The organism is Paraburkholderia sp. 35.1 (assembly GCF_050436525.1).
Lineage (GTDB): Bacteria > Pseudomonadota > Gammaproteobacteria > Burkholderiales > Burkholderiaceae > Paraburkholderia > Paraburkholderia tuberum.
The window spans coordinates 1,762,213-1,786,393 of record NZ_JBNDMJ010000003.1; the positions used below are offsets into that span (position 1 = coordinate 1,762,213).

The following is a 24,181-nucleotide window of genomic DNA, read 5'->3' on the forward strand; positions in this document are numbered from 1 at the left end:
AGCAATGGGCCACGAAGAGTTCATGTCCCAGGAGGAGGTCGATGCCCTTCTGAAGGGCGTCACCGGCGAATCCGACACGGAATCCGAGCAAACCGACCGCACGGGCGTGCGGCCGTACAACATCGCGACGCAGGAACGTATCGTCCGTGGCCGGATGCCGGGCCTCGAAATCATCAACGACCGCTTCGCGCGCCTGTTGCGCGTCGGCATTTTCAACTTCATGCGGCGCTCGGCGGAAATTTCCGTCGGCCCGGTGAAGGTGCAGAAGTACAGCGAGTTCACGCGCAACCTGCCGATCCCGACCAACCTGAACCTGGTCCACGTGAAGCCGCTGCGCGGCACGTCGCTGTTCGTGTTCGATCCGAACCTCGTGTTCTTCGTGGTCGACAACCTGTTCGGCGGCGACGGCCGTTTCCATACGCGCGTCGAAGGACGCGATTTCACGCAGACCGAGCAGCGCATCATCACGAAGCTGCTCAATCTGACGTTCGAGCACTACGCGGCGTCGTGGAAGAGCGTGCGTCCGCTGCAGTTCGAATACGTGCGCTCGGAAATGCACACGCAGTTCGCCAACGTCGCGACGCCGAACGAAATCGTCATCGTCACGCAGTTCTCGATCGAGTTCGGCTCGACGGGCGGCACGCTGCACATCTGCATGCCCTACTCGATGATCGAGCCGATCCGCGACATTCTCTCGTCGCCGATCCAGGGCGAGGCGATGGACGTCGACCGACGCTGGGTGCGCGTGCTGTCGCAGCAGGTGCAGGCCGCCGAAGTGCAGCTGAGCGCCGATCTCGCGCAGGTGCCGGTCACGTTCGAACAGATCCTGAACATGCGCAAAGGCGATGTTCTGCCGATCAACATCCCCGAGCACATCACCGCGAAAGTGGACGGTGTGCCGGTGATGGAGTGCGGCTACGGAATTTTCAATGGTCAGTACGCGTTGCGGGTCCAGAAGATGATCAGCGCAGCCGACACGATGAAGGAAGGTGGATATGAGTGACCTGAACGCAAAGCCCGAAACCGATCTCGCGGCAGCCGAGCAACTCGCCGCCGGCGAGCTGTCCGCCGTGGAAGACGACGCGGCGATGGCCGACTGGGCAAGCGCACTCGCCGAGCAGAACGGCAACGACGAAATCAACCCGGCCGCGGGCGCCGTGTTCCAGCCGCTGTCGAAGGCCGCGCCGACCTCGACGCACAACGACATCGACATGATCCTGGACATTCCCGTCCAGATGACGGTCGAACTCGGCCGCACCAAGATCGCGATCCGTAACCTGCTGCAGCTCGCGCAGGGCTCGGTCGTCGAACTCGACGGCATGGCCGGCGAGCCGATGGACGTGCTCGTCAACGGCTGCCTGATCGCGCAGGGCGAGGTGGTGGTCGTCAACGACAAGTTCGGTATCCGGCTGACCGACATCATCACGCCGTCCGAACGCATCCGGAAACTCAATCGATGAAACGTTTGGCAGGTCGCGGCGTGCTGCTCGCGTCGCTTTTCGCGTCCACCGTCGCGTCCACCGTCGCGCACGCCGCCGACATGAACGCGGTCAACAACGCCGCGAAGATCGCCTCCGGTGTCGGCGCGGGTAGCGCGGTGCCGGCGCTCGGCGTCGGCGCGGTCCTGCAAACCTTCGTCGGGCTCGCGGTCGTGATCGGCCTTGTGTTCGGCTGCGCGTGGCTCGCGCGACGCTTCGGCCTGCAACCGGGCCAGCGCGGCGCTCTTGTGAAGACGGTCGGCGGCGCTTCGCTCGGTGGCAAGGAACGCGTCGCGGTCGTCGAGATCGGCGATACGTGGCTCGTGCTCGGCGCCGCGCCCGGCAACGTGCGGCTGCTGCATACGATGCCGGCGGGTTCCGTCGCGGCCGATACGGTTGCCGCTTCGCCAGCACCGCTTTCCGGCACTTTTGGTCAACGCTTTCGCGACGCCCTGAAGGGCGAAGTGGGCAAACGTTTCAACGCGCACCGCGGCGGGGATCGGTAATGCAGGTCAGTTTCAGGCAGTCAGCCTGGTTCTTCACGCTTACGCGCCGTGCGGGGCGGGCGCTCCCCGCAGCGCTTCAACTCGCGCTGCCGGCACTGCTGTTCGCGCTGCCGACGCTGTCTTTCGCGCAAACCGCCGGCCTGCCGGCGTTCACGACGAGCCCCGGCCCCAACGGCGGCACGACCTACTCGCTGAGCGTGCAGACGATGCTGCTGCTCACGATGCTGTCGTTCCTGCCCGCGATGGTGCTGATGATGACGAGCTTCACGCGCATCGTGATCGTGTTGTCGCTGCTGCGCCAGGCGCTCGGCACGACCACGACGCCGCCGAACCAGGTGGTCGTCGGTCTCGCGCTGTTTCTGACGCTGTTCGTGATGTCGCCGGTGCTCGATAAAGCCTATAACGAAGGTTACAAGCCGTTCTCCGAAGGCACGATGTCGATGGATCAGGCGGTGGCGCGCGGCGTCGCGCCGTTCAAGACCTTCATGCTGCGTCAAACCCGCGAAAGCGACCTTGCGCTGTTCGCGCGCATCTCGCACGCGGCGCCGATGCAGGGGCCCGAAGACGTGCCGCTGTCGCTGCTGGTGCCGTCGTTCGTGACGAGCGAGTTGAAGACCGGCTTCACGATCGGCTTCACGATCTTCATTCCGTTCCTGATCATCGACATGGTGGTCGCGAGCGTGCTGATGTCGATGGGCATGATGATGGTGTCGCCGGCGACGATTTCGCTGCCGTTCAAGCTGATGCTGTTCGTGCTCGTCGACGGCTGGCAGTTGCTGCTCGGCTCGCTCGCGCAGAGCTTCGTCTGATATTTTTTGACTCCTTGTTCCTCAGGCACTCACGATGACACCCGAAGCAGTCATGACGCTGGCCCACCAGGCCATGTACGTCGGCCTCGTGCTGGCCGCCCCGCTGCTGCTCGTCGCGCTCGTCGTCGGTCTGATCGTGAGCCTGTTCCAGGCGGCCACGCAGATCAACGAAAGCACGCTGTCGTTCATCCCGAAGCTGCTCGCGATCGCGCTCACGCTGGTGATCGCCGGACCATGGATGCTGACCACGATGCTCGACTATCTGCGCCACACGATCACCAGCATTCCGACGCTCGTCAACTGAGCGCCGCTGGCACGCCTGCCCTCCCCACTCCATGTTCACGGTCACCTACGCGCAACTGAACGTCTGGCTGACCGCGTTCCTGTGGCCGTTCGCGCGCATCGCCGCGCTGATCGCGACCGCGCCGGTGCTCGGCAACATGTCGCTGCCCTCGCGCGTGAAAATCGGTCTCGCCGCGTTCGCGACGATCATCGTCGCCCCGACGATCGGCGCGCTGCCGCAGGTCACCGTGTTTTCCGCGGCCGGCGTGTGGATTCTCGTCAACCAGTTCCTGATCGGCATCGCGCTCGGCGTGACGATGCAGGTCGTGTTCCAGGCGATCGACGCGACCGGCTACTTCATCGGCCTCGGCATGGGCCTTGGCTTCGCGACCTTCTTCGACCAGCAGGCGACCGGCTCGGGCGTCGTGATCTCACGCTACATGACGACGATCGCGACGCTGGTGTTTCTCGCCGTCGACGGTCATCTGCAGATGATCGCCGCGCTCGTGACGACGTTCCAGTCGGTGCCGGTGTCGGCGAACCTGCTCGCGCCGCACGGTTGGCAGACGCTCGCGAACTGGGGCGGCTCGATCTTCTCGGCGGGGCTGCTGCTCGCGTTGCCGGTCGTCGTCGCACTGCTGATCGCGAACCTCGCGCTCGGCATTCTCAATCGCGCGGCGCCGCAGATCGGCGTGTTCCAGATCGGCTTTCCGCTGACGATGCTGGTCGGCCTGCTGCTCGTGCAGCTGATGCTGCCGAACATGATCCCGTTCTTCGTGCGCTTGTTCGATAACGGCATCGATGAGATGGGACGGGTCGCGGCGGCGCTGAGATAACGCCGAAAATCGCGGACATAAAAAAACCGGCTCGCGCCGGTTTCTTTATTGCGCCGCCGGGAGCGGCATCAGCTGTTGATGTACTGGAACAGCGACATGTTCTGGATCTGCACGAACGCTTGCTGCGAAGCCTGCAAGGCCGCCTGCTCCATCGAGTACTTGCTGATCGTCGAGACCATGTCGGTCTGGGTCAGGTCCGCGAGATCGCTTTGCGTTTGCAGTGAGTTGGTCTCCGTAACCGTTTGCAGCGCCTTGACTTCCTGCTCGCGGCCGCCGACCGATGCCTGTACCGAGGTGACGTTGTTCAGCGTGTTGCCAAGCTGCGACAGGCCCGTATTCAACGCGTTCTGCAGGTTCGCCGAGGCCGCGGGGTTGCCGCTCACCGGCTGCTGGAGCGCGGCGATCATCGCGTTCAGGTTCGCGAACACGTTGGTGCCCGCCTGGTTGGCCGGCTGCACCGTGAATTTGTCGTTGGCCGCCGGCGTGCCTGTGATTTCGACGGTCTGGCCCGCGATCGTGATGTCCGAGCCCGCCGTGTACGGCTGCGCCGTGCCCGCGACGCCGGTCGTCGTGTCAGTGACCGTGTAGGTGAGCGAGCTGCCGCTGCCGCTGAACTGGATCTGGTACGAGTCCGCGTTCCCCGCGTTGGTCGGATCCTTGACCGACACCGCGCCGATCACGCCGCTGCCGGTATTGGCCGGGTCGCCCGAGGCGATCGGCTGCGCGTTGGTCGCGCCGACGCTCATGAACACCGACAGCCCATTGTCACCGGTCGAGACCGCGTTGCTGCCGGTGACCTGCACGGTGCGCGTGCCCGTGTCGCCCGTATAGTTGACGTTGCCGGCCGCATCGGTCGTGAAGGCCTGGGTCGAATTCTGGAAACCGGCGAACAGCGCGTTGCCCGAGCTGTCGGTCGCATTCGCGGAGGTGACGAGCTGGTCGCGCAGGGCGATCAGCTGCGCGGCGATCGCCGTGCGGTCGGCGTCGTTCAAACTGCCGTCGCCGGCGCGCAGGCCTAACGTGTTCGCGCTTTGCAACGTCGTAATGACGTTGGAGAGCGTCGAGTCCTCGGCCTGCAACGACGTGAGCGCCGCGTTCTGGTTCGTCGCGTACTGCGACAGCGCGGACGCCGTCGAGCTGAGCTGCACGGCCTGCGCGGCGCCGAGCGGATTGTCGGCGGGCGTGGTCAGGCTCTGGCCGCTCGAGATTTCCTGATAGATCTGCGACAACTGAGCCTGCTGATTGCTCATGTTCGCGACGTTCATGCTGAAGTACTGCTGGGTCGAAATTCGCATGGTTCCGCCTTACGAGAAGATGCCAAGCAAAGTCTGGAACAGCGTCTGCGCCGTCTGGATGACCTTGCTGTTGGCCTGATAGAGCTGCTGGTACTGAAGCAGGTTGGCCGCTTCCTCATTGATATTGACGCCCGACACCGACTGCTGCGCCGACGTGATCTGCGTGACGAGCGTGCTTTGCGCGGTCGCCGAGGTCTGGATCTGCGTGGTCTGGTTGCCGATGTTGTTGACGTAGCTCGCGTACGCGCCCGTCAGCGTCGAGGTGCCGCCGTTGAGCGCCTGCGCCGAAGTCAGGTTCGACAGCAGTTGCGCGTTGCGGCCGTCGTTGGTCGCGCCGGTGTTCGGTCCGATCGTGAACGAGTCGCCGTTGGCGGGCGTGCCGCTGATCGTGACCGTCACGTTGTTCATCACGCCCGCGCCCGTCGAATTGCTCGGGTTGGTGATCGTCAGCGTCGCGCCCGAGCTCGGCGAGTATGGCACCGCGGTCGTCGCCGAGCTGATCGTGTACTGCGTGGACGGCGAGCCGGCGACTGTCACCACCGTGCCGACCGGGAAGCCGGTCAGGCCGGTGCCCGCGGTGTAAGTGATCGTCGAGGTGCTGGTCGGCGCGCTGTAGCCGGCAGATACCGTGCCTTGCGTGATCGTCCCGGTGCCGGTGTTCGACGTCGACGCCGACGCGAGCACCGGCGCCGCGGCCGCGATTGCCGACGCCGACGTGGTGGTCAGCGCGAAGCCGTCGAGCGCGCCGCGGGTCGGTTCGACCGAGAAGGAGTCGCCGGCCTTCATCGTGCCGCTCGCGACCGAGAACTGCAGGCCGCCGATCGGGTTGGTCAGGTTCGCCGCCGAACCGACGATGCTGCCGGTCTGGTTGTCGGTCAGCGTGTAGGTGCTGCCGTCGTACGAGAGCGTGTAGTCGCCCGTGGTCGGCTGGGTCGCGTCGGCGAACGAGACGCCGAGCGTAGCGTTGCCGGTGTTCTGCGAGTTCGCGTACACGGTCGGCGAGCCGACCGTGAACAGCGCGCCGCCCGCGGTGCCGTTCAGCGTCAGGCCGAGTTCGTTCTGCGCATTGACCTGCGCGGCGAAGCTGGTCGCGATCGCGCCGAGTTGCGCCTCGGCCGGATCGAGCGTTTGCGAACGGAATTGCAGCAGTCCGCCCAGCGTGCCGCCGGACACGCTCGTGTCGGACAGCGTCTGCGGCGTCGGTGTCGGCTTTGCCCCGGCCTGGCCGAGATACTGGACCGACAGCTCGCTCGGATCACCCGACGAAGTCGCCGTGCCGAGATTGAAGCTGTTGCCGGCCAGCACGAGCGGCTGTCCGCTCGACATGAACAGGCTATAGCTGCCGTTGTCCTGCACGACCGACACGCCGATCAGCTGGGACAGGTTCGACACCGCCTGGTCGCGTGCGTCGAGCAGCTGGTTCGGCGGCTGGCCCTGGTTGCTCGCCTGCGTGATCTGCGTATTCAGCGACGCGATCTGCGCGGTGTAGGTGTTGATCTGCGCAACAGAGTTGCTCAGCTGCGTGTTGACGCTCGAGCGCAACTGGTCGTACTGCTGGCCCGCCGCGTTGATCTGGTTCGCGAGCGTCTGCGCGTCGCTGACCGCGGTCTGCCGCGCCGACACGCTCGACGCGTTGTTGGCGACGTTCTGCAGCCCCGTGAAGTAACCGCTGATCGCGCTCGCAATCCCGGCGGTCGGACTGCCGACGAGGTTGTTGAGCTGGGTGATCATCGTGTTGTACGCGGTGAGCGCGCTGCTCGACGACTGCGCGTTGTTCAGCTGGGTCGTCAGGTACTGGCTGTACGCGCGCGTCACGGTGTCGGTGGAGACGCCCATCGGCAGGTAGCCGGAGCCGGTATACGTGCCGCCTGTCTCCGAATACACCGGGGTTTCCATCGTATAGCCGGGTGTCGACGCGTTGCTGATGTTCTCACCAGTCGTCGTCAAACCCCACTGGGCCGCGTTGAGTCCGCTAAGGCCGATATTCAACAGATTGCTGGACATGCGTCATCCTGAAGGGCGGCATCGCAGACATGCCACCGCGTTAGTGGAACATCCTCTTTAACGGCCCGACGTGCGAAAAATTGAGGGCCATGCCACTTCGTTTGCGCTCGCCGCGACGTTTGCGCGACCTTGCCGCGCCGTTGCCTCCGACGCGAGTGCAACGTTTGCTTCGTCGGCCAAAGCGTTCGCGCGGTGCCGGGCGTCACGCGCACGGCACCGCGCGTTGGCTCGCCGCTCAGCGCGCCAGCGAGCGGCGCTTCATTTCGAGCTGCGTGATCAGCCGCTGCAGCGTGTTTTCCGCGCTGCCCGGCAGCGACAGGAAACGGAAGCCGAGCTGATAGCGCTGCGTGCCGTTCGGCAGCGCGAGCGAGCGATGCGACACGAGCTGCAGATCGAGCGACAGACGGCCGAGCGCGCCGAGCGTGAGCTCGCAGTCCATCAGGCGCGCGCCCATCGGCAGGGCGGCGACGCGCAGGTCGGTCGTGCGCATCCCGACGCCGCCGAGCGACAGGTCGTGCACCTCGAAGCGGAATGTGTCGCCCTCGGGCAGGCGGCCCGTACACATGAACGGGTCGAGAATCGGCGCGGCGACGCGGAAGTACTCGCGGCGCTGCACGTAGAACAGCACCTCGGGGAAGTCGGCCTCGAACGCCGGCATTCCCTCGAAGCGCGTCTCGCGTGGCGTCGGGGTCGTGAACTCGACGCGCACGCCGTCGGGCGACGCGTGGAACTGGCAGCGCGGCGCGTTGAGCAGCCCCTTGTTCTGATCGGCGAGCGCGCCCCAATCGAAGGTGAAGGTGCGCTCGCGCACGTCGACGTCGAGCAGGCGCGTGACGATCTGCCCGCCCGCATATTCGACGGTGAGGAAATCGCCGCGATTGACGATATTGCGCAGCTGCACGCCGATTTCCAGCGGATTGCGGCGGCCGAAATCGGAAGCGCTCTCGTTTTGCGGGACGTGCGGCTGACCGTTCGTGTCAGTCAGGCCGTTCGACTGGTTCATATCCATGGGCTTGCCGGTAAGCATGTTCTTGCGGGCACGTGCCAGGGCCTAGTCATGGACTCTGAGGGTCTTCATGCAAAGCCGCAACACACGCGTTCGACCGGACCTTACAGCGCTATTCCGGTATCGGGTCTAACTCGTTAGCGGCAGCATCGAGCCAAAATTTAGGGGCTCAATTTAAATATTCGCCGGAAAATTTCGCGCAAACGTTAAAAGCGTATCTACCCTATTTTTCCGCGACCTTGCTCGCCCCGGACCCTGCGGAGCTTTTTACCGATGCCGGTTTTTCTGCTGCCTTTATCGCCGCTTTTACCGACATCTTTAAAACCGCTTTAATGCCCGTCGCGTGCGTTATTTTTAATCAGCCCATTTTCTGCATGATCGACAGCAGCTTTTTCGCGTAATGCGGATCGGTTGCATAACCGGCGCGCTGCATGCCGTTCGCAAAACCGTGCACGTCGCGCGACGAATTGATCACCTGCGCGTAACGCGGATTGCTCTTCAACATGCTCGCGTAATCGGCCATCGCTTCCTGGTATGAGTCGTACGCGCGGAATTTCTCGACCGTGCGCTGCGGCTTGCCGTTCACGTATTCGGTCGTGACCGTCGACACGGTCTTGCCGGTCCAGTCGTTGCCCGCCTTGATGCCGAACACGTTGTGGCTCGTCGAGCCGTCGGCCTTCTTGATCTCGCTCTTGCCCCAGCCCGATTCGAGCGCGGCCTGACCGATGATGAAACGCGCCGGAATGCCGGTCGCCGCGCTCGCGGCCTGCGCCGGCGTGGCGAGCTTGTCGACGAAGGCGTCGACCTTCGACGAGCTGCCGTCGCCGCGCACCGGCGGCGTCAGCGCGCTATTGGCCGAGTAGGCGCGGCCGAGCCCGAGCTGACCGTTGGCCTGGGCGTTGCCGTAGGCACGCGCGAGCGCGTTGAGCGCCGCGCTCTGGCCTTCGTCGCCGCCGCTACCGCCGCCGAGCGCGTTGGCCATGCCGGCGAGACCACCCGCCGCGCCCGCGCCGTTCGCGCCACCCACCTGCATGCCCTGGTTGCGCATCAGCTGCTTGAGCATCGCGTCGGCGACGCCGATGCCCTTCTTCGACAGCTGCTGCGCCATCTGCTGATCCATCATCGACGTGAACGTCGCCGTGTCGTGCGAATCGAACGGACCGTCCTGCGGCGTTGCATCGCGCATGCTCTTCAACATCATCTGCGTGAACACGGCGTCGAACTGCTGCGCGGCCATCTTCATGCCGGCTTGCGGCGAGGCCTTCGCCTGCGCGCTGAGTGCGCCGAAGCCCTGCACGTCGAGCGCGAACCGGCTGGTCAGATCGTTGGCGGAGTTGACGCTATTGGTCGTATCGGAATTCATCTCGCGTGCTCCTTAGATGATTTCAAGGTCGGCGCGCAATGCGCCGGCTGCTTTCATGGCCTGCAGGATCGACATCAGATCCGCGGGCGTCGCGCCGAGCGCGTTGAGCGCTTTCACCACTTCGGCGAGGTTCGCACCGGCGTTCACGAGTTTCAGCGAGCCGTTGTCCTGCTTCATCTGGATCTGCGACTGCTGCGCGACCACCGTGCGGCCGTTCGAGAACGCGCCCGGCTGGCTCACCACCGGCTGCGTATTGATCACGACCGACAGATTGCCGTGCGCGACCGCGCAGTTCTGCAGCGTGACCATCTGGTTCATCACGATCGAGCCGGTGCGGGCGTTCAGGATGACCTTCGCGGCGGCCTGCCCGGGCCGCACTTGGAGGTTCTGCAATTGCGCCATGAACGAGACCTGCTGCTGCGGATCGGCCGGCGCGCGCAGCTGGATCGTGCGGCCGTCGAGCGCGGTCGCGGTGCCGCTGCCGAACGCGTTGTCGATCGCCGCGACGACGCGCTGCGTGGTGTCGTAGTCCATGTCGTTCAGATCGAGCTGCATGGTGCCCCCCTGCGACACCGCCGTCGGCACCGAGCGCTCGACGATCGCGCCGCTGGTGATGCGCCCCGCGGCGAGCTGGTTGACCTGCACCTTGCTGCCGTTCGCGCTCGCGCCCGCGCCGCCCACGGCGACGTTGCCCTGGCCGAGCGCATACACCTGGCCGTCGGCGCCCTTCAGCGGCGTGAGCAGCAGCGTGCCGCCGCGCAGGCTTTTCGCATTGCCGAGCGACGACACCGTGATGTCGATCGCTTCGCCCGGCCGCGCGAACGGCGGCAGCACCGCGGTCACCATCACCGCGGCGACGTTCTTCAGTTGGATGTTCGACAGCGACGACTGCGAGTTGCTGGAGCCCGCCGCCTGGTTGTTGATCGAGATGCCGAGGTTCGCGAGCATGTTCGCGAGCGTCTGCGTCGTGAACGGTGTCTGCGTGGTCTGGTCGCCGGTGCCGTCGAGGCCGACCACGAGGCCGTAGCCGATCAGCGGGTTGTCGCGCACGCCCTGAATCTGCACGAGGTCCTTCAGGCGCTCCGCGTGCGCCGGCGTCGCGGCCGGCAGCGCCGCGCAGGCGAGCGCGACGAACATCAGTGCGCGGCCCGCGCGCGACAGCGTGTTGAAGACGGTACCCATGATCACCACGGCGCCACGTTGAGGAAGAACCGCTGCAGCCAGCCCATGGTCTCCGCTTCGTTGATGTAACCCTTCGCGGAGTATTCGATTTTCGCGTCGGCGACCTGGGTTGAGTACACGGCGTTCAGACTCGAAATCGTGTTGGGATTCACGACACCGGAAAAGCGCACGAATTCATTGCCCTGATTGATCAGCATCTGTTTCTCACCGCTCACGATCAGGTTGCCGTTCGCCTGCACGCCGGTCACGGTCACGGTGATCGTGCCGTTGAACGTATTCGACGCGTTCGCGCCGCCGGTGCCGGTAAAGCCGTTGGCGCCGGTCGCGTTCAGGTTGGTCTTGGCGAACAGGCCGCCGAGAAAGCCCGCGGTCGGCACGCTGAAGTTCGTGCTGCCGTCGCGGCTCGCATTCGCGCCCGAGTTCTTCGTTGCGTTGATGTTCTCGGCGATCACGATCGTGATGATGTCGCCTACGTTGCGTGGCCGCTGGTCTTCGAACAGCGGCCGACCCGCGAAGCCCGGGTTGTAGATCGAGCCCGGCGCCTGCGCCTGCGGTGGCATCGGCGGCACCGCGTTCATCGGCTGCTGGGTGATCGGTTCCCTCGGCAGTTGGGCGCAGCCGCCGAGCGCGGCGAGCAGCGCGAGCTGCACGAGCGCCTCGGCCGTGCGCGAATGAACCGGAGTGCGAGTGGAGTGCGACATCATCGTTTACCGCCTTAAATTTCCAGTCCTCAAACCTGCATCTGGCTCAAGGTCTGCAGCATCTGGTCGGAGGTCGTCACGGCCTTGCTGTTGATTTCGTACGCGCGCTGCGTCTGGATCATGTTCACCAGTTCCTGCACGACGTTCACGTTCGACGCTTCCACGTAACCCTGGTTGAGCGTGCCCGCGCCGTTCAGACCCGGCTGCGACACGTTCGGCGCACCCGACGACGCCGTCTCCGAAAACAGGTTCTCGCCCTTGGCGTCGAGGCCGGCCGGGTTGATGAAGGTCGCGAGCTGCATCGTGCCGAGCTGCTGCGTATTGCTCGAGTTGGCCACGGTGATCGACACCGCGCCGTCGCTGCCGATCGTCAGCGAGGTGGCATTGGTCGGGATCGTGATCGCCGGAATCACCTGGTAGCCGCTCGACGTGACGAGCTGACCCTGCGCGTTGGTCTGGAACGAGCCGTCGCGCGTGTAGGCGGTCGTGCCGTCGGGCATCTGCACCTGGAAGAAGCCCCCGCCGTTGATCGCGACGTCCTTCGAGTTGCCGGTCTGCTGCAGGTTGCCCTGCGTGTACAGACGCTCGGTCGCGACCTGTTGCACGCCGGTGCCGAGCTGGATGCCGGACGGCAGTTCGGTTTGCTGCGTCGAGTTCGCGCCCGGCTGGCGGATGGTCTGGTACAGCAGATCCTCGAACACCGCGCGCGAGCCCTTGAAGCCGTTGGTGCTGACGTTCGCGAGGTTGTTCGAGATCACGTCCATCTGCGCCTGTTGCGCATTCATGCCGGTGGCGGCGATATACAGTGAGCGGTTCACTTATGGTTCTCCAATGTCGGGCGGAGTTGGCGCTTTAGCGCTTGCTCCGGGCCCATGCAAAGCGGTCTCGGAGCGCGCCTCGTAGGGCGCCCCGTGGCAATCCGTTAGCTGAAGCTGAGCAGCTGGTTGGCGGACTGATCGTTCTTGTCGGCGTTTTCCAGCAACTGCGTCTGCATCTGGAACTGGCGCGCGTTGGTGATCATCGAGACCATCGCGCTGACCGGATTCACGTTGCTGCCTTCGAGCGACGCCGGCGCGAGCGTCACGGTCGGATCGGCGTCGGCGGGATTGCCGTCGGCGGTGCGAAACAGACCGTCATCGCCGCGCGTGAGCGACTGCGGATCGGGATTGACCAGCTTCAGCTGATCGACGGTGACCACAGCGGTGGGCGGATCGCCCGGCGTCAGCGCCGACACCGTGCCGTCCTTGCCGATCGTGATCTGCGCGCCCGGCGGCACCGATACCGGCCCGCCGTTGCCGAGCACGACCTGATTGGTCGCGTTCACGAGCTGGCCGTTTTCGTCGATGTGCAGATTGCCCGCGCGCGTGTAGGCCTCGTTGCCGTCGGCGGTCTGCACCGACAGCCAGCCCGGCCCCTGAATCGCGACGTCGAGCGGATTGCCCGTCTGCTGGATCGGCCCCGGCGTGTAGTCGGCGCCCGGTGTCGACGACAGCACGAAGGTGCGGGTCGTGTCGTCGTTGATCGCGCTGCCGTCGCCGAACGACATCGGCACGGCGCGGTAGGTTTCGAGCTGCGCGCGAAAGCCCGTGGTCGACGCGTTCGCGAGGTTGTTCGCGACGATCGCCTGCTGTTCGAGCGCCTGCGCGCTGCCCGACATCGCGGTGTAGATCAGCCGATCCATGAAGAGGTCCCGTTCGCTTACAGGTTGATCAGGGTCTGGTCGACGGCCTGCTGGGTCTTGATCGTCTGCGCGTTCGCCTGATAGTTGCGTTGCGCGGTGATCAGGTTGACCAGCTCGCTCGTCAGATCGACGTTCGAGTTCTCGACCGCGCCGCCTTGCAGCACGCCGTGATTGGTCGAGCCCGGCGTCGAGATCTGCGCGACGCCCGAGGCGGCCGTCTGGCCGTACTCGTTGTTGCCGAGGTCGACGAGGCCGTTCTGGTTCGAGAAGTTCGCGAGCACGATCTGGCCGAGCGCCGCGGTCTGCCCGTTCGAGTAGTTGCCCGTCAGCGTGCCGTCGGAGCCGACCGTGAAGCTCGTCAGCTGGCCCGCCGCGTAGCCGTCGGTCGACAGGCTGTTCACGCCGTCCTTGCCGCCGTACTGCGTGGTGCCGGCCATGTTCAGCGTGACGTTCTGCGGCGTGCCCGAACCGTCGGTGGTCGGGATCGACATCGTGAACGCGCCGAGCGTCGCGGTCGCGAGGCCGGTCGTCGCGTCGGTCGTGCTGACCAGCGTGCCCGATGAATTGAAGTTCGCCGTGCCGATCAGGGAAGCGGTGCCGGTCGACGGGCCCGCGTACACGTTCCACGTGCCCGAGCCCGTTTTCGCGAAGTACATATTGACGGTCTGCGAGCCGCCGAGCGTGTCGTAGACGGTCGTGCTCGTCGAGTAGTTGTAGGTCGACGAGCTGTTCTGGTTGAAGGTGGTCGGGTTCTGCGTGATCGTGTAGCTGTCGTTGGCCACCGGCGCGCCGCTGAACGTGATGCTCTCGCCGTTGCCGAGCGTGATCGCGGTGCCGGCCGTGTAGGGCTGCGACGCCGTGGTCGTGCCGAGCGTGTTGTCCGTGACCGTGTAGGTGGTCGGGCTCGTGAAGTTGATCGTGTACTGGTCGGTGTTGGTGCCCGCTGCCGCGTTGGTGATCGTCGCGCCGGTCGTGTTCAGCGTGCCGGCGTTGGTGCCGCCCGGCGTCGCGGTCGGCGCGCCGAGCATGATGTTGTCCTGCGCGTTCAGGTTCAGGCCCGCGGTGATCGAGGTGGTCGCCTGCGGCGCGATGTTCGCGGTTGGCACCTGCAGCGGCACGGTCTGCGCGGTGTTGACGATGCCCGAGCTATTGGCCGCGTAGCCCATCAGATCGAGGCCCTGCGCGTTCGTGATGAAGCCGTTCTTGTCGAGCTGAAACACGCCGTTGCGCGAATAGGTCAGCGTGCCGTTGTTCGACATCTGGAAGAAGCCGTTGCCGTTGATCGCGACGTTCAGCGCCTGGTTCGTCGTCGTGAGCGTGCCTTGCGAGAATTGCTGCTGCACTTCGGAGAGTTGCGTACCGATACCGATCTGCTGGCTCGTCGCGGTCGCGACCGAATTGGCGTACATGTCGGCGAATTCCGCGGTGCCGCTCTTGAAGCCGACGGTGTTGGCGTTGGCGATGTTGTTGCCGATCACGTCGAGATCGCTAGACGACGCCGACAGACCGCTCAAACCTGTTTGGTAACTCATGACGTACTCCGTATCTGTAAAGTCGTAACTGAATGGATCCGGACTACAGGATCGCTGCGACGCCGGTCAGGTCGACCGTCGAGCCGTTCGACAGCACGAGGCCCGGCGTGCCGCTGCTCTGCTGGACGACGCTTTCCACCGTCGCGCCGGTGAGCGTGGTAGCCGTCGCCTGCTGGCCGTTGATCGTGCCTGTCGCGGTGATCGTGTAGGTGCCGTCGGGGAGCGTGTTGCCCGCCGAATCGGTCGGCGTCCAGCCAACCGGAATCGTGCCGGCCGACTGCTTGCCGAGATCGAGCGTGTTGACGATCGTGCCGGCCGAGTTCTTCACGACGATCTGCAGGTCGCTGACGGAGTTCGCGAGCGTGACGCCGAACTCGTTCGTCTTGCCGCTCGCCACGGTGATCGAGTTGCCCGGTGCGAGCACGGTCGAACCGATCAGCAGCGCGGCCTGCGACTGCTGGCCCGCCGACAGCTGCGTCGACAGCGAGGAGAGCGACGTATTGAGCTGGCTGATGCCCTGCACCGTGCTGATCTGGGCGAGCTGCGAGGTCATCTGCGAGCTGTCCATCGGATTGGTCGGGTCCTGGTTCTGCATTTGCGCGACGAGCAGCTGCAGAAAGGTGGTCTGCAGGTCCGCCGCCGACGTGCCCGACGTGCTGCTCGACGTGCTGCTCGTCGAGCTGGTCGCGCTCGAGCTGCTGCTCGTGCCGTTCATCGTGTCGAGCAGCGTCGGCGAAACTGTCGTGCCGCTGCCGCCGATCGTGGTGTTGGTGGTCAAGGCTCTCTCCTCAGGTTCCGATCGTGAGCGTTTTCAGCATCAGGGTTTTGGCGGTGTTCAGTGTTTCGACGTTGGCCTGGTACGAGCGCGAGGCCGAGATCATGTTGACCATCTCCTGCACCGGGTCGACGTTGGGCAGCGTCACGTAGCCGTTCGCGTCGGCGGCCGGATTGCCGGGTTCGTACGCGGTCTTCATCGGCGACGGATCGTCGACCACGCCCGTCACCTGCACGCCGCCGACCTGCTGGCCGGAGCGTGTGCGCGCGCCGCCGAGCGGGCTCACCGCGAACACGACCTGCTTGGCCTTGTACGGCTGACCGTCGGGGCCCGTCGTGCTGTCCGCGTTGGCCAGGTTCGACGCCGTCACGTTGAGCCGCTCCGACTGCGCCGACATCGCGGAACCCGCGACACCAAAAATGTTCATCAGGGATGGCATGTTTCCTGACCTCTCCTGCCGGTTCGCACCGGCTTTACGTTAAGTCCCGTAGCGTTTCTGTTCGTGCGTGCATGCTGCCTGTGTTCAGCTGCTATGCGCCCTGCCTGGGTGCCGTGCTCTTGCCCGGCTTACGACGAGCCCGACGTGATCGCCGACAGCATCGTCTTGATCTGGTTCGACACGACCGTCATACCCGACTCGAAGTGCACCGTGTTGTCGGCGAACTGCACGCGCTCGGTGTCGACGTCGACCGTGTTGCCGTCGAGTGCCGGCTGCAGCGGAATCCGGTATTGCAGGTTGCCGTAATCGTCGGGGCTGCCGCCCGTCGCCGTCAGCGTGGCCTTGCCGCTCATGTGGCCGGCCTCGGTCGTGTTCATCGACATGCCGCTCGTCACGCCCGCGGGTTGCGTCATCGCGAGCGTCGAGCTGTTCGATGCGCCTTGGCCCGCGGTGCTGCCGCCCGTCTTCTTCAGCGCGCCGGCGAGCGACGACGCGAAGTCGATATCGCGCGCCTTGTAGCCGGGCGTGTCGGCGTTCGCGATATTCGACGACAGCAGTTCCTGCCGGTATGCGCGCACATCCATCGCCTGCCGGCCGAATGCGAATTCGGCATCGAGCTTGTCCAGCATCGGAATCTCCCGAGAACGTTTTCAAGGCCGTCCCGTGTGCGCATCGTGAGAGACACGCGGCGGCTGCGAAGGCCTTTTTGCATGTGATGCATCTTATGGGCCGCGCGCAAGCGGCAATCGGACGAATAACCGGGAAAGGGGGCTTCTATTCAACGTTTGCGCGAAAGCGGGGCTCACTAGAATGCAAGGCGTACCGATGCATTCGATGGAGACCCGCGATGGACCAGCCCACCAACACCTTGCCGCAGCCGGCGAGCGGCACGACGATGCGTCGCGTGGGGGGTGGCCGGGTCGATGAACGGGGCGATGGTTCGGAGGGCGCGCTCGCCCAGCCGGTACCGCGCTCTTTCTCGCGTTGCCTTGCGCATTGCCTGACGCGGGCGGCCGTCAACGTCGCGGTATGGGTTGCGGGCGGCATCGTGTTGCTGCCGGCTACGACCCACGCGCAGGATGCGGGCGGTCCGATCGTGATTGCCGGGCCCGCCGAGAAAAATCCCGCCGCGCTGAACGATCTCGCGCAACGGATTCAGACGCCGGCGCAGCGCAGCGCGTCGGCGGCGTCGCTCTCGGCGGCGACCGCACAGTCGCTCGGCCGCGCGAGCGGGTCGCGCGACACCGATACGTTCGGGCGCGCCGCGAGCGCAAGCGGCGCGATCGTCATTCCGGGCGCCGGCGAGCCCGCTGCCGCCGCGCCGGCCATCATCCGCACCAACTTCAAACCGGACGCCAACGGCGTCGTGACGATTCCGCCAGCGGCCAGCACTGGGGCGTCGGGCGTCGCGCGCGTCAATGTCGAAGCGGGCCCGGCCGCCAGCGTCGCGAATCAGCGCGTGGTCGCGGCCAGTGCGCCGCAAGGCGACGGTTTCGACAGTCTCGCCGCGCGCGGCGAGCCACCCGAGTTCGGCGCGAATGGCAAGCCGATCGCGGCCGCTGCGGCGCAGTCGGCGCATCCCGGGATCGCGAGAACACCCGCGACGTCGCCTGGCTCGCGCCAGCCGGCGGCCGTCATTGCACAGAGAACGCCGCAGACCGCTACCGCCGCGACGGCTGCGCAAGCCGCGCCGCTGCCTGGCCAGCAGGACCCGGAAGCGATTCACGCGAGCGCGCTCGCGTTCCTGCAACAGCAGGCCGTCGGCCTGCCCGGCAAGGCCGACATCACTGTCGCGTCCGCGTTTCCGCGCGGCCTCGCCGCGTGCACGTCGCTCGAACCGTTCATGCCGACCGGCGCGCGCCTGTGGGGCCGGCTGACGGTCGGCGTGCGCTGCGCGGGCGAGCGGCCGTGGACCATCTATCTGCAGGCGCGCATCTCGCTGCATGCGACCTACTACCTCGCCGCCCGCGCGATGGCGCCGGGCGAAGTGCTCACGGCCGCCGACCTCGTCGCGCGCGAAGGCGACCTGACCGGCCTGCCGCAGGCGATCGTCACCGACCCGTCGCAGGCGGTCGGCTCGGTCTCGCTCGCGCGGATCGCGGGCGGCATGCCGCTGCGCCGCGACATGCTGAAGAGCGCGTCGGCGGTGGTGTTCGGCCAGACCGTGCGGGTCATCGCGGCCGGCGACGGTTTCTCGATCTCGTCCGAGGGCAGCGCGATGAACAACGCGTCGCCGGGCCAGCAGGTGCGCGTGAAGACCGCCAACGGCCAGATCATCTCCGGCATCGTCAAGGACGGCGGCACGGTGGAGATCCCGATGTGAGCGGGCTGGCGGCAACGAGCATCGTCGAAACGGTCGGCGCCCCGGTGGCCGGGGCAGACGGACGGGGAGTGAACGGGGTAGGTGGCCACCTGGCGGCGAGCCGGGTGTCGAGCGATTGCGCTAAAGTTTTGATCAGCGGTTGCCGTTATCAGGATCAAATCGTTAGGGAAGCCAATCGTGAAAGTCGATCCCACCACCTCTTCAAATCTGCCGTCGTTGAAAGACGCTTTGTCCCGTTCGCAACAGAGCGACGAAGCCACGCCGGCAGCCAGCACCACCCAGGGCGCGACGAGCACGGCCGCGCCGGCCGCGAGCAGCGCGTCGGGCGAAACGAGCGTGAGCCTGTCGGGTCTGTCGCAGCATCTGCGCAGCCTCGCGGCCTCCGGCTCGGCCGACATCGACACCGCGCACGTCGAGTCGATCAAACAGGCGATCAAGGACGGCAAGCTGCAGATCGACTCCGGCAAGATCGCCGACGGCGTGCTGCAGACGGCGCGCGACCTGTTGCAGAACAAAACCTCGTCGACCGGCAACTGATCGGCATTTCGCCGCGCGGTGATCTGCCGGGCGGCGTCCGACCAACCCGGTTCGCGCGCCGTTCGCGAGCCAGTGTGCGTAGCGAGTTGTTGATATGAAAGACGCCCTCGTTGCTACCCTGATCGAAGAATATTCGACCGTTGAGGCATTCGCCTCGATCCTCACTCTCGAAACCAAAGCGCTGACGGCGGTCTCGCCGCTGGAGCAGTTGCCGGCGATCGTCGAGAAAAAAACCGAACTGATCGGCGTGCTCGCGAGGCTCGAAGCCGCGCGCGACTCGCATCTGGCCGAACTCGGCTTTCCGACTGGCTGGTCCGGCATGGAGCTCGCGGCCAGCACCGACGCGCGCGTCGCGACGCAATGGAAGCTGCTGCAGAAAGCCGCGGATCGCGCGCGGCGCGTCAACACCAACAACGGCGAGCTGATCCGCGTGCGGATGGACTACAACGAGCGCGCGCTAAAGGCGCTGCAGGTCAACGTGCCGCGCAAGACGAATCTGTACGGGCCGGACGGGCGAGTTCCGGCTTATTCGGGACTTTGATCGGCCCGCCTGCCCGGCCTGCAATCGAGCAATCTACGAAATGAATGAAAAAGCCCGTCATCGACGGGCTTTTTCGTTTTCCGCCGCCGCTTGTCCACCCACTTCCCTGTCCGTTCCGCGCTGCGTTAGCCGTTCGGCTAGCTGGCGCTAGTCCACCTCGTCACGTTGAAATGGTGACTTCGTTCGAGCTTTCGCCAACGCCGCGGCTTCGACGCGGCCGCAATTCGACGGGCGGAAGCTTGTTTGCCCGTTAGTTTGTGTAGGCGTGTGTATAATAGAGGGTATGATGTATGAACAGTGCCGAGGTCGTCAAATTGATTCAAGCGAATGGCTGGCAGCTCGTCCGCATAGCGGGCAGTCACCATCATTTCAGGCACGCGGGAAAACGGGGGCTCGTGACCGTCCCGCATCCGAAAAAAGATTTGCCGGCCGGCACCCTGAACAGCATTCTGAAACAGGCGGGGCTCAAATGAAGCATCTGATCTTTCCGATCGCCATCGAACCCGGAGACAACACGCACGCGTTCGGCGTCGTGGTGCCCGATATTCCAGGCTGCTACTCCGCGGGCGACACGCTCGAACAAGCGTATGTGAACGCGAAAGAGGCAATCGAATCGCATCTCGAAACCTTGCTCGACGAAGGACTGCCGCTGCCCGAGCCTCTCACGCTAGGCGAGCATCGGCGCAATCCCGAGTTCGCGGGGTTCACATGGGGTTTCGTGACGACGCGCAATATTCCGGCGTTGAAGAAGGCGGTTCGCATCAACATCTCGCTGCCCGAGGTGCTGGTGCAGGAGATCGACGCGTATGCGCAGGCGCGCGGTATGTCGCGCTCGGCGTTTCTCGCGCTCGCCGCCGAGCATGAGATGGCGAACGCCTGAGCAACGGTAGGCGGCACAGGCGCGCATCGGCATCGGCGCACCGCCGCATCTGAAGGCGGCGTTTGAAAAACGGCGTCCGGCGCCGCGGTGGCGTCAGTTCGCTTCGGCGTTCGCCCAGGCCATTTCGCGCAGTCGGGCGCGCAGGCGTGCCACGGCCTGGCTATGCAACTGGCACACGCGCGATTCGCTGACTTCCATCACCGCGCCGATCTCGCGCAGATTCATGCCGCGCTCGTAGTACAGCGACATCAGCAACTTCTCGCGCTCCGGCAAGCGGTCGATCGCTTCGACGAGCGCCGAGCGCAGGCTGTCGTCGAGCAGCGCCGAGAGCGGATCGGAATGATCGACGCAGTAGCGGTCCAGAAAAGGTTCGTCGTCGGCGGAGCGGTCGAAGTCTTCGTAGTAGATCAGCTGGCTGCCATGCAGGTCCTGCAGCATCGACTGATATTCGTCGAGCGGCATTTGCAGGTGCTCGGCGACCTCCGCCTCGCTCGCCGAGCGGCCGAGGTTCTGCTCCACCTTGTGCACCGCGGATTCCACTTCGCGCGACGTGCGGCGCAGGCTGCGCGGCAGCCAGTCGTTGCTGCGCAGCTCGTCGAGCATCGCGCCGCGAATCCGCTGGCTGGCATAGGTCTCGAACTGCGCGCCCTGGTCTTCCTTGTAGCGGCCGGCGGCATCCAGCAAACCGATCATGCCGGCCTGGATCAGGTCGTCGAGATCGACGCTCGCCGGCATTTTCGCGACAAGCTGCAAGCCGAGTCGACGCACGAGCGGTGCGTACTTCGTCAAAACTTCGGCCTGAGAAATCTTTCCCTGAGCGTTGTACATCGTGCTCCCCTTGTCCTTCGTGCACGCCTTTCAAGCGTGATGCGCGGACGGTTGGTCGGCGTGGTGCGCCGCTGTAACTGTCGCAGGCGCCCGCCAGGGCGTTTGCGACGACATCGCTGGCCGCATCGGCCAGTACTGCAATTCGGCGGCGAGATGGCGGAAGTCGCGGGCGGCCGGTGTCGACGGAAACGCGTCGACCACGCAGCGCGACAGCTCGAGTGCCCGTGCGATGCGCACGTCGGCCGCAATGCAGCCGGCGCTTTCCAACGCGACGCTCAGGTAACGGCCGGCCACGCCGGCGAGATTCGCGAACGCGGCCTGCGCGTCGTTGGCGCTTTGCACGTGATTCGCGAGCACGCGCAACTGCGCGATCGCGTGCGCGTAATGCAAACGCTTGATGCACGCATAGGCCTCGGTGATCGCCTCGCCCGACATGCGCGCGACGACCATCACGTCATGCGCCTGCCTGGCGAGCGGCGACAGATGCCCTTCGTCGTCGAGCTGCGCGTCGATCAGCACGATATCGGCCGAGCCGCCGAGCAGCACACCGAGTTCGGCCTCCGTATGCCCCTCGCGGTTGTTGCGCGAGGCGGACAGCACCGAAAAACCGAGCGCGTGACGCGCGGCGGCGAAATCGACCGGGCTCTCGCCGCGCATCACCGCCGCGAAGTTACCCGCGCCGCGCAAGCCGCCAAGCATCGCGCTCACCGATTTCTCACCGACGCATTCGTCGATCACCAGCACGTCCTTGCCCTGCTGTGCGAGCGCCGCGGCGAGGTTGACCGCCACGGTCGTATTACCGACGCCCGACGACGCACCCGCCAACGCGATCACGCGCGCGCCGCCGCGCCCGAGCAGCCGCCGCAACCCTTCGGCTTGATCCGAAACGAACTTATCCAAAGCGAACCTCGTGCAGCTCGGCCGTCGAACGCGCGGACAGCGAGGACAGCAAAGCGGGGATGTCGTCGTCGTGCGGCACGAACGGCGAGCTGTCGCGCGGAATGCAGAAGGTGCTCTTGATCAGGAATTTCTTCGTCGCGACGTAAAGGTTCTCCGGCACCTTCTGTCCGGTCGATACGTAATGCACCGGCAGCTTGTAGCGGATCACCGTATCGAGCACGCCGCCGAGGTTGGTCGCTTCGTCGAGCTTGGTCAGAATGCAGCCGGCGAGCGGCTGCTGGTCCGGCGCGCGCTGATAAGCCTGCACGACTTCGTTCAACGTGTCGCCGTGGCTCGTCGCGTTGAGCAGCAACAGACGCTGCACCGGCTGGCCGGCGCGGCTTAGCATCGCGATCTGGTCGGACACGAGCCGGTCGCGCTGGCTCATACCGATCGTATCGATCAGCACGATGTGCTTGTTGCGCAACTCCGAGAGCGCCAACTGCAGATCGGCGCTGTCCTTCACCGCATGCACCGAAACGCCGAGAATCTTGCCGAAGATGCGCAACTGTTCATGACCGCCGATGCGGTAGCTGTCGGTCGTCAGCAGCGCCACCTTGCTCGCGCCGAAGCGCATCACGCAGCGCGCTGCGAGCTTCGCGGTGGTCGTCGTCTTGCCGACGCCGGTCGGCCCCATCAGCGCGAACACGCCGCCGCGCTCCATCAGCGCGTCTTCGTCCTCCATCACCGGCAGGTTCGACTCGAGCACCGAGCGCACCCAGTCCATGCCGCCATCCATCGTGTCGACATCTTCGGGCAGGTTGTCGACCAGCATCTGCACGAGCTGCGCGGAAAAGCCGGCGGCGAACAGATGCTTGGTGAGCGCGGCGCGTGCGGGACTGCGGCGCTGTCGATCGCCCCACAGCAGACCCGCGAAGTGCTCTTCCATCATGTCGCGCATCGACGACAGCTCGTTCATCACGGTGTCCTTGACGACCTGCTCCATGCGCCCCTTGATCGCTTCGGCGACGGCGGACGGCGTGCGGCTTTCGTCAGTAGCGGACGGCACGGGCGCGATCTTCTGAGCGGCGCGGCGCGCAGCGACCTCGGCGGCTTCGCGCGCCCAGTCGGGCGTGTCGATCACCGGCGGCACGGCGGCCGGCCGCGCGTCGACCGCGCTGCCGAGGCCTTTGGCGGTCGCGACGGCGGGCGTCATCGCGGCGGGACGCGCGCTGTATTGGCCGCTCTGTTGCTGCTGCTCGGCTGCGAGGCGGCGCGCGTGATCGATGAGCCACGGATTCGACTCGGCCATCGTGCGCGGCGCGGCGGCTTCGTTCGATGCGATAGCCGGCGGTACCGGCACGCCGGCAGCTTTCAGCACATCCGCGCGGATGTCTTTCGACAGGCGCGCGGCCGCGGCGCGGGCGCTCGCGCCGGAAGGCGCGGCGGCAGCGGCGGGCGTGGCCGGTGCGTTGAACGATGTGGCCGCGCTGGACGCCGACTGGCTCACGGCGGGCGCGGGGCCTGTCGCGATGGCCGCGGACGCGCCGCTCGCGCCCGGCATCGCCGGGCCGATTGGCGAATTGCCGGGCAACGCGGCGGCCGACGCTGCTTGATTCGCGGACATGCTGAGCGCCTGGCTGAGCGCCGAATTGAGCGTCGAATTGAGCGCCGTCCTGTTCACCGAGCCGGCCATGAAATCCGCAGCCGCATTCGCCGGCTCGATCGCCGGCGTCGCTTCACCACCCGCTTCCGGGCTCGCGCCGAACACCGACGAAAACACGTCCGGCATTGCGCTCGCGTACGGATTCGTCGGCGCCGCGAACAAGCCGCGCGGGGCCTGCGTCGATGCCGCACCTGAGCCCGTGCCGAGCGCCGCGGCCTGCGCGCCTTCGCGCGCTTTCGGCGTGATCGCGGCGAGGTCGCTATCGGCGAGCGCGACGATTTCGACGCTGCCGTCGTCCATCGTGCGATTCGACAGCACGACCGCATCGGGGCCAAGTGCTTCGCGAACGAGACGCAACGCATCGCGACTGGTAGCACCGACAAATTTACGAATGTTCAAGCTGGACCCCCGATGAGGTATACGGACTGACGGACCGGCAATACACCGTTTCCCATTGCGATCAATTATTGCGAAAGGCGTCGGGCGACGATCGATGGATAAAGACCGTTAAAGGTGGGTAATTCGCGCGATGGACACACGGCAGACGCATCGTTCGACGAGCCTGGGGGAGCCGTGCAAACGCAAACCGGCGCCCCATTGGAGCGCCGGTTCGTTGTATCGACAGCCGCGGGCGAGCG

The 24,181-nt window shown here is 65.6% G+C and carries 26 protein-coding genes; 11 read left to right on the plus strand and 15 right to left on the minus strand.

Annotation, left to right across the window (positions count from 1 at the left end):
- The first annotated feature begins 4 nt into the window (after positions 1 to 4).
- From fliM to fliR, 6 genes are read left to right on the plus strand one after another with little or no spacing between them, the layout of a single operon-like run.
- The gene (fliM, locus tag OKW27_RS28310; RefSeq protein WP_090802531.1) at positions 5 to 1,003 is read left to right on the plus strand and encodes a flagellar motor switch protein FliM; all 999 of its coding nucleotides are present in this window, start codon (positions 5 to 7) and stop codon (positions 1,001 to 1,003) included.
- Positions 996 to 1,460, plus strand: a complete 465-nt coding sequence (gene fliN / locus OKW27_RS28315) for a flagellar motor switch protein FliN (RefSeq protein WP_090802529.1) — start codon at positions 996 to 998, stop codon at positions 1,458 to 1,460. Before fliM ends, fliN begins: the two co-directional genes overlap by 8 nt.
- Complete coding sequence (fliO, locus tag OKW27_RS28320; RefSeq protein ID WP_429335458.1) at positions 1,457 to 1,984, plus strand: flagellar biosynthetic protein FliO; 528 nt, start codon at positions 1,457 to 1,459, stop codon at positions 1,982 to 1,984. Before fliN ends, fliO begins: the two co-directional genes overlap by 4 nt.
- Entirely contained in the window at positions 1,984 to 2,793 is an 810-nt protein-coding gene (gene fliP, locus OKW27_RS28325) for a flagellar type III secretion system pore protein FliP (RefSeq protein ID WP_184069741.1), read from the plus strand. Before fliO ends, fliP begins: the two co-directional genes overlap by 1 nt.
- Before the next feature lie 34 nt (positions 2,794 to 2,827).
- Entirely contained in the window at positions 2,828 to 3,097 is a 270-nt protein-coding gene (fliQ, locus tag OKW27_RS28330; RefSeq protein ID WP_429335459.1) for a flagellar biosynthesis protein FliQ, read from the plus strand.
- Between the two features lie 31 nt (positions 3,098 to 3,128).
- Positions 3,129 to 3,911 carry a flagellar biosynthetic protein FliR gene (gene fliR, locus OKW27_RS28335; RefSeq protein WP_184051828.1) on the plus strand — a complete coding sequence of 261 codons (783 nt, stop codon included), beginning with the start codon at positions 3,129 to 3,131 and terminating at the stop codon, positions 3,909 to 3,911.
- A gap of 68 nt (positions 3,912 to 3,979) precedes the next feature.
- Here the strand turns inward: fliR and flgL are convergent, their stop codons facing one another.
- The 12 genes from flgL to flgB form a co-directional block, all read right to left on the minus strand.
- The gene (gene flgL / locus OKW27_RS28340) at positions 3,980 to 5,206 is read right to left on the minus strand and encodes a flagellar hook-associated protein FlgL (RefSeq protein WP_429335460.1); all 1,227 of its coding nucleotides are present in this window, start codon (positions 5,204 to 5,206) and stop codon (positions 3,980 to 3,982) included.
- A 9-nt stretch (positions 5,207 to 5,215) separates the two neighbouring features.
- Entirely contained in the window at positions 5,216 to 7,210 is a 1,995-nt protein-coding gene (gene flgK / locus OKW27_RS28345; protein ID WP_429335461.1) for a flagellar hook-associated protein FlgK, read from the minus strand.
- A 235-nt stretch (positions 7,211 to 7,445) separates the two neighbouring features.
- Positions 7,446 to 8,219 (minus strand): flagellar brake protein, encoded by a 774-nt coding sequence (locus OKW27_RS28350; RefSeq protein ID WP_184065917.1) that lies wholly within the window; start codon positions 8,217 to 8,219, stop codon positions 7,446 to 7,448.
- A 355-nt stretch (positions 8,220 to 8,574) separates the two neighbouring features.
- On the minus strand, positions 8,575 to 9,579 hold the full coding sequence (flgJ, locus tag OKW27_RS28355; protein ID WP_429335462.1) for a flagellar assembly peptidoglycan hydrolase FlgJ: 1,005 nt from the start codon (positions 9,577 to 9,579) through the stop codon (positions 8,575 to 8,577).
- A gap of 12 nt (positions 9,580 to 9,591) precedes the next feature.
- Positions 9,592 to 10,761, minus strand: coding sequence for a flagellar basal body P-ring protein FlgI (locus tag OKW27_RS28360; RefSeq protein WP_090802515.1), 1,170 nt, complete (start codon positions 10,759 to 10,761; stop codon positions 9,592 to 9,594).
- A gap of 2 nt (positions 10,762 to 10,763) precedes the next feature.
- Entirely contained in the window at positions 10,764 to 11,462 is a 699-nt protein-coding gene (gene flgH / locus OKW27_RS28365) for a flagellar basal body L-ring protein FlgH (protein WP_090805528.1), read from the minus strand.
- Between the two features lie 29 nt (positions 11,463 to 11,491).
- Complete coding sequence (gene flgG / locus OKW27_RS28370) at positions 11,492 to 12,280, minus strand: flagellar basal-body rod protein FlgG (RefSeq protein WP_187612742.1); 789 nt, start codon at positions 12,278 to 12,280, stop codon at positions 11,492 to 11,494.
- A gap of 104 nt (positions 12,281 to 12,384) precedes the next feature.
- The gene (gene flgF, locus OKW27_RS28375) at positions 12,385 to 13,143 is read right to left on the minus strand and encodes a flagellar basal-body rod protein FlgF (protein ID WP_090802512.1); all 759 of its coding nucleotides are present in this window, start codon (positions 13,141 to 13,143) and stop codon (positions 12,385 to 12,387) included.
- A gap of 17 nt (positions 13,144 to 13,160) precedes the next feature.
- Positions 13,161 to 14,675 carry a flagellar hook protein FlgE gene (locus OKW27_RS28380; RefSeq protein WP_090802510.1) on the minus strand — a complete coding sequence of 505 codons (1,515 nt, stop codon included), beginning with the start codon at positions 14,673 to 14,675 and terminating at the stop codon, positions 13,161 to 13,163.
- 43 nt (positions 14,676 to 14,718) lie between these two features.
- On the minus strand, positions 14,719 to 15,453 hold the full coding sequence (locus OKW27_RS28385) for a flagellar hook assembly protein FlgD (RefSeq protein WP_090802508.1): 735 nt from the start codon (positions 15,451 to 15,453) through the stop codon (positions 14,719 to 14,721).
- A gap of 10 nt (positions 15,454 to 15,463) precedes the next feature.
- Complete coding sequence (flgC, locus tag OKW27_RS28390) at positions 15,464 to 15,889, minus strand: flagellar basal body rod protein FlgC (protein WP_026225509.1); 426 nt, start codon at positions 15,887 to 15,889, stop codon at positions 15,464 to 15,466.
- Positions 15,890 to 16,017: 128 nt separating this feature from the next.
- Positions 16,018 to 16,518 (minus strand): flagellar basal body rod protein FlgB, encoded by a 501-nt coding sequence (gene flgB / locus OKW27_RS28395; protein WP_090802505.1) that lies wholly within the window; start codon positions 16,516 to 16,518, stop codon positions 16,018 to 16,020.
- A gap of 218 nt (positions 16,519 to 16,736) precedes the next feature.
- Between flgB and flgA the strand changes: the two genes are divergently transcribed.
- From flgA to OKW27_RS28420, 5 genes are all read left to right on the plus strand, one after another.
- Complete coding sequence (gene flgA, locus OKW27_RS28400; RefSeq protein ID WP_429335463.1) at positions 16,737 to 18,212, plus strand: flagellar basal body P-ring formation chaperone FlgA; 1,476 nt, start codon at positions 16,737 to 16,739, stop codon at positions 18,210 to 18,212.
- A gap of 177 nt (positions 18,213 to 18,389) precedes the next feature.
- Positions 18,390 to 18,749 (plus strand): flagellar biosynthesis anti-sigma factor FlgM, encoded by a 360-nt coding sequence (gene flgM / locus OKW27_RS28405; protein ID WP_090802502.1) that lies wholly within the window; start codon positions 18,390 to 18,392, stop codon positions 18,747 to 18,749.
- Positions 18,750 to 18,843: 94 nt separating this feature from the next.
- Positions 18,844 to 19,290 carry a flagella synthesis protein FlgN gene (locus tag OKW27_RS28410; RefSeq protein WP_018418771.1) on the plus strand — a complete coding sequence of 149 codons (447 nt, stop codon included), beginning with the start codon at positions 18,844 to 18,846 and terminating at the stop codon, positions 19,288 to 19,290.
- A 290-nt stretch (positions 19,291 to 19,580) separates the two neighbouring features.
- Entirely contained in the window at positions 19,581 to 19,763 is a 183-nt protein-coding gene (locus tag OKW27_RS28415; protein ID WP_013090886.1) for a type II toxin-antitoxin system HicA family toxin, read from the plus strand.
- Entirely contained in the window at positions 19,760 to 20,170 is a 411-nt protein-coding gene (locus tag OKW27_RS28420; protein ID WP_090802498.1) for a type II toxin-antitoxin system HicB family antitoxin, read from the plus strand. Before OKW27_RS28415 ends, OKW27_RS28420 begins: the two co-directional genes overlap by 4 nt.
- Before the next feature lie 93 nt (positions 20,171 to 20,263).
- Here OKW27_RS28420 and OKW27_RS28425 read toward each other — a convergent pair whose 3' ends face one another.
- Genes OKW27_RS28425 through flhF form a run of 3 tightly spaced genes read right to left on the minus strand, consistent with a single transcriptional unit; the run spans position 20,264 to position 23,942 of the window.
- Positions 20,264 to 20,998 carry an RNA polymerase sigma factor FliA gene (locus tag OKW27_RS28425; RefSeq protein WP_429335464.1) on the minus strand — a complete coding sequence of 245 codons (735 nt, stop codon included), beginning with the start codon at positions 20,996 to 20,998 and terminating at the stop codon, positions 20,264 to 20,266.
- Between the two features lie 30 nt (positions 20,999 to 21,028).
- Positions 21,029 to 21,898, minus strand: coding sequence for a MinD/ParA family ATP-binding protein (locus tag OKW27_RS28430; protein ID WP_429335465.1), 870 nt, complete (start codon positions 21,896 to 21,898; stop codon positions 21,029 to 21,031).
- A complete protein-coding gene (flhF, locus tag OKW27_RS28435) occupies positions 21,891 to 23,942 on the minus strand; it encodes a flagellar biosynthesis protein FlhF (protein ID WP_429335466.1) in 2,052 nt (683 codons plus the stop codon). Before flhF ends, OKW27_RS28430 begins: the two co-directional genes overlap by 8 nt.
- Positions 23,943 to 24,181: the final 239 nt, after the last annotated feature.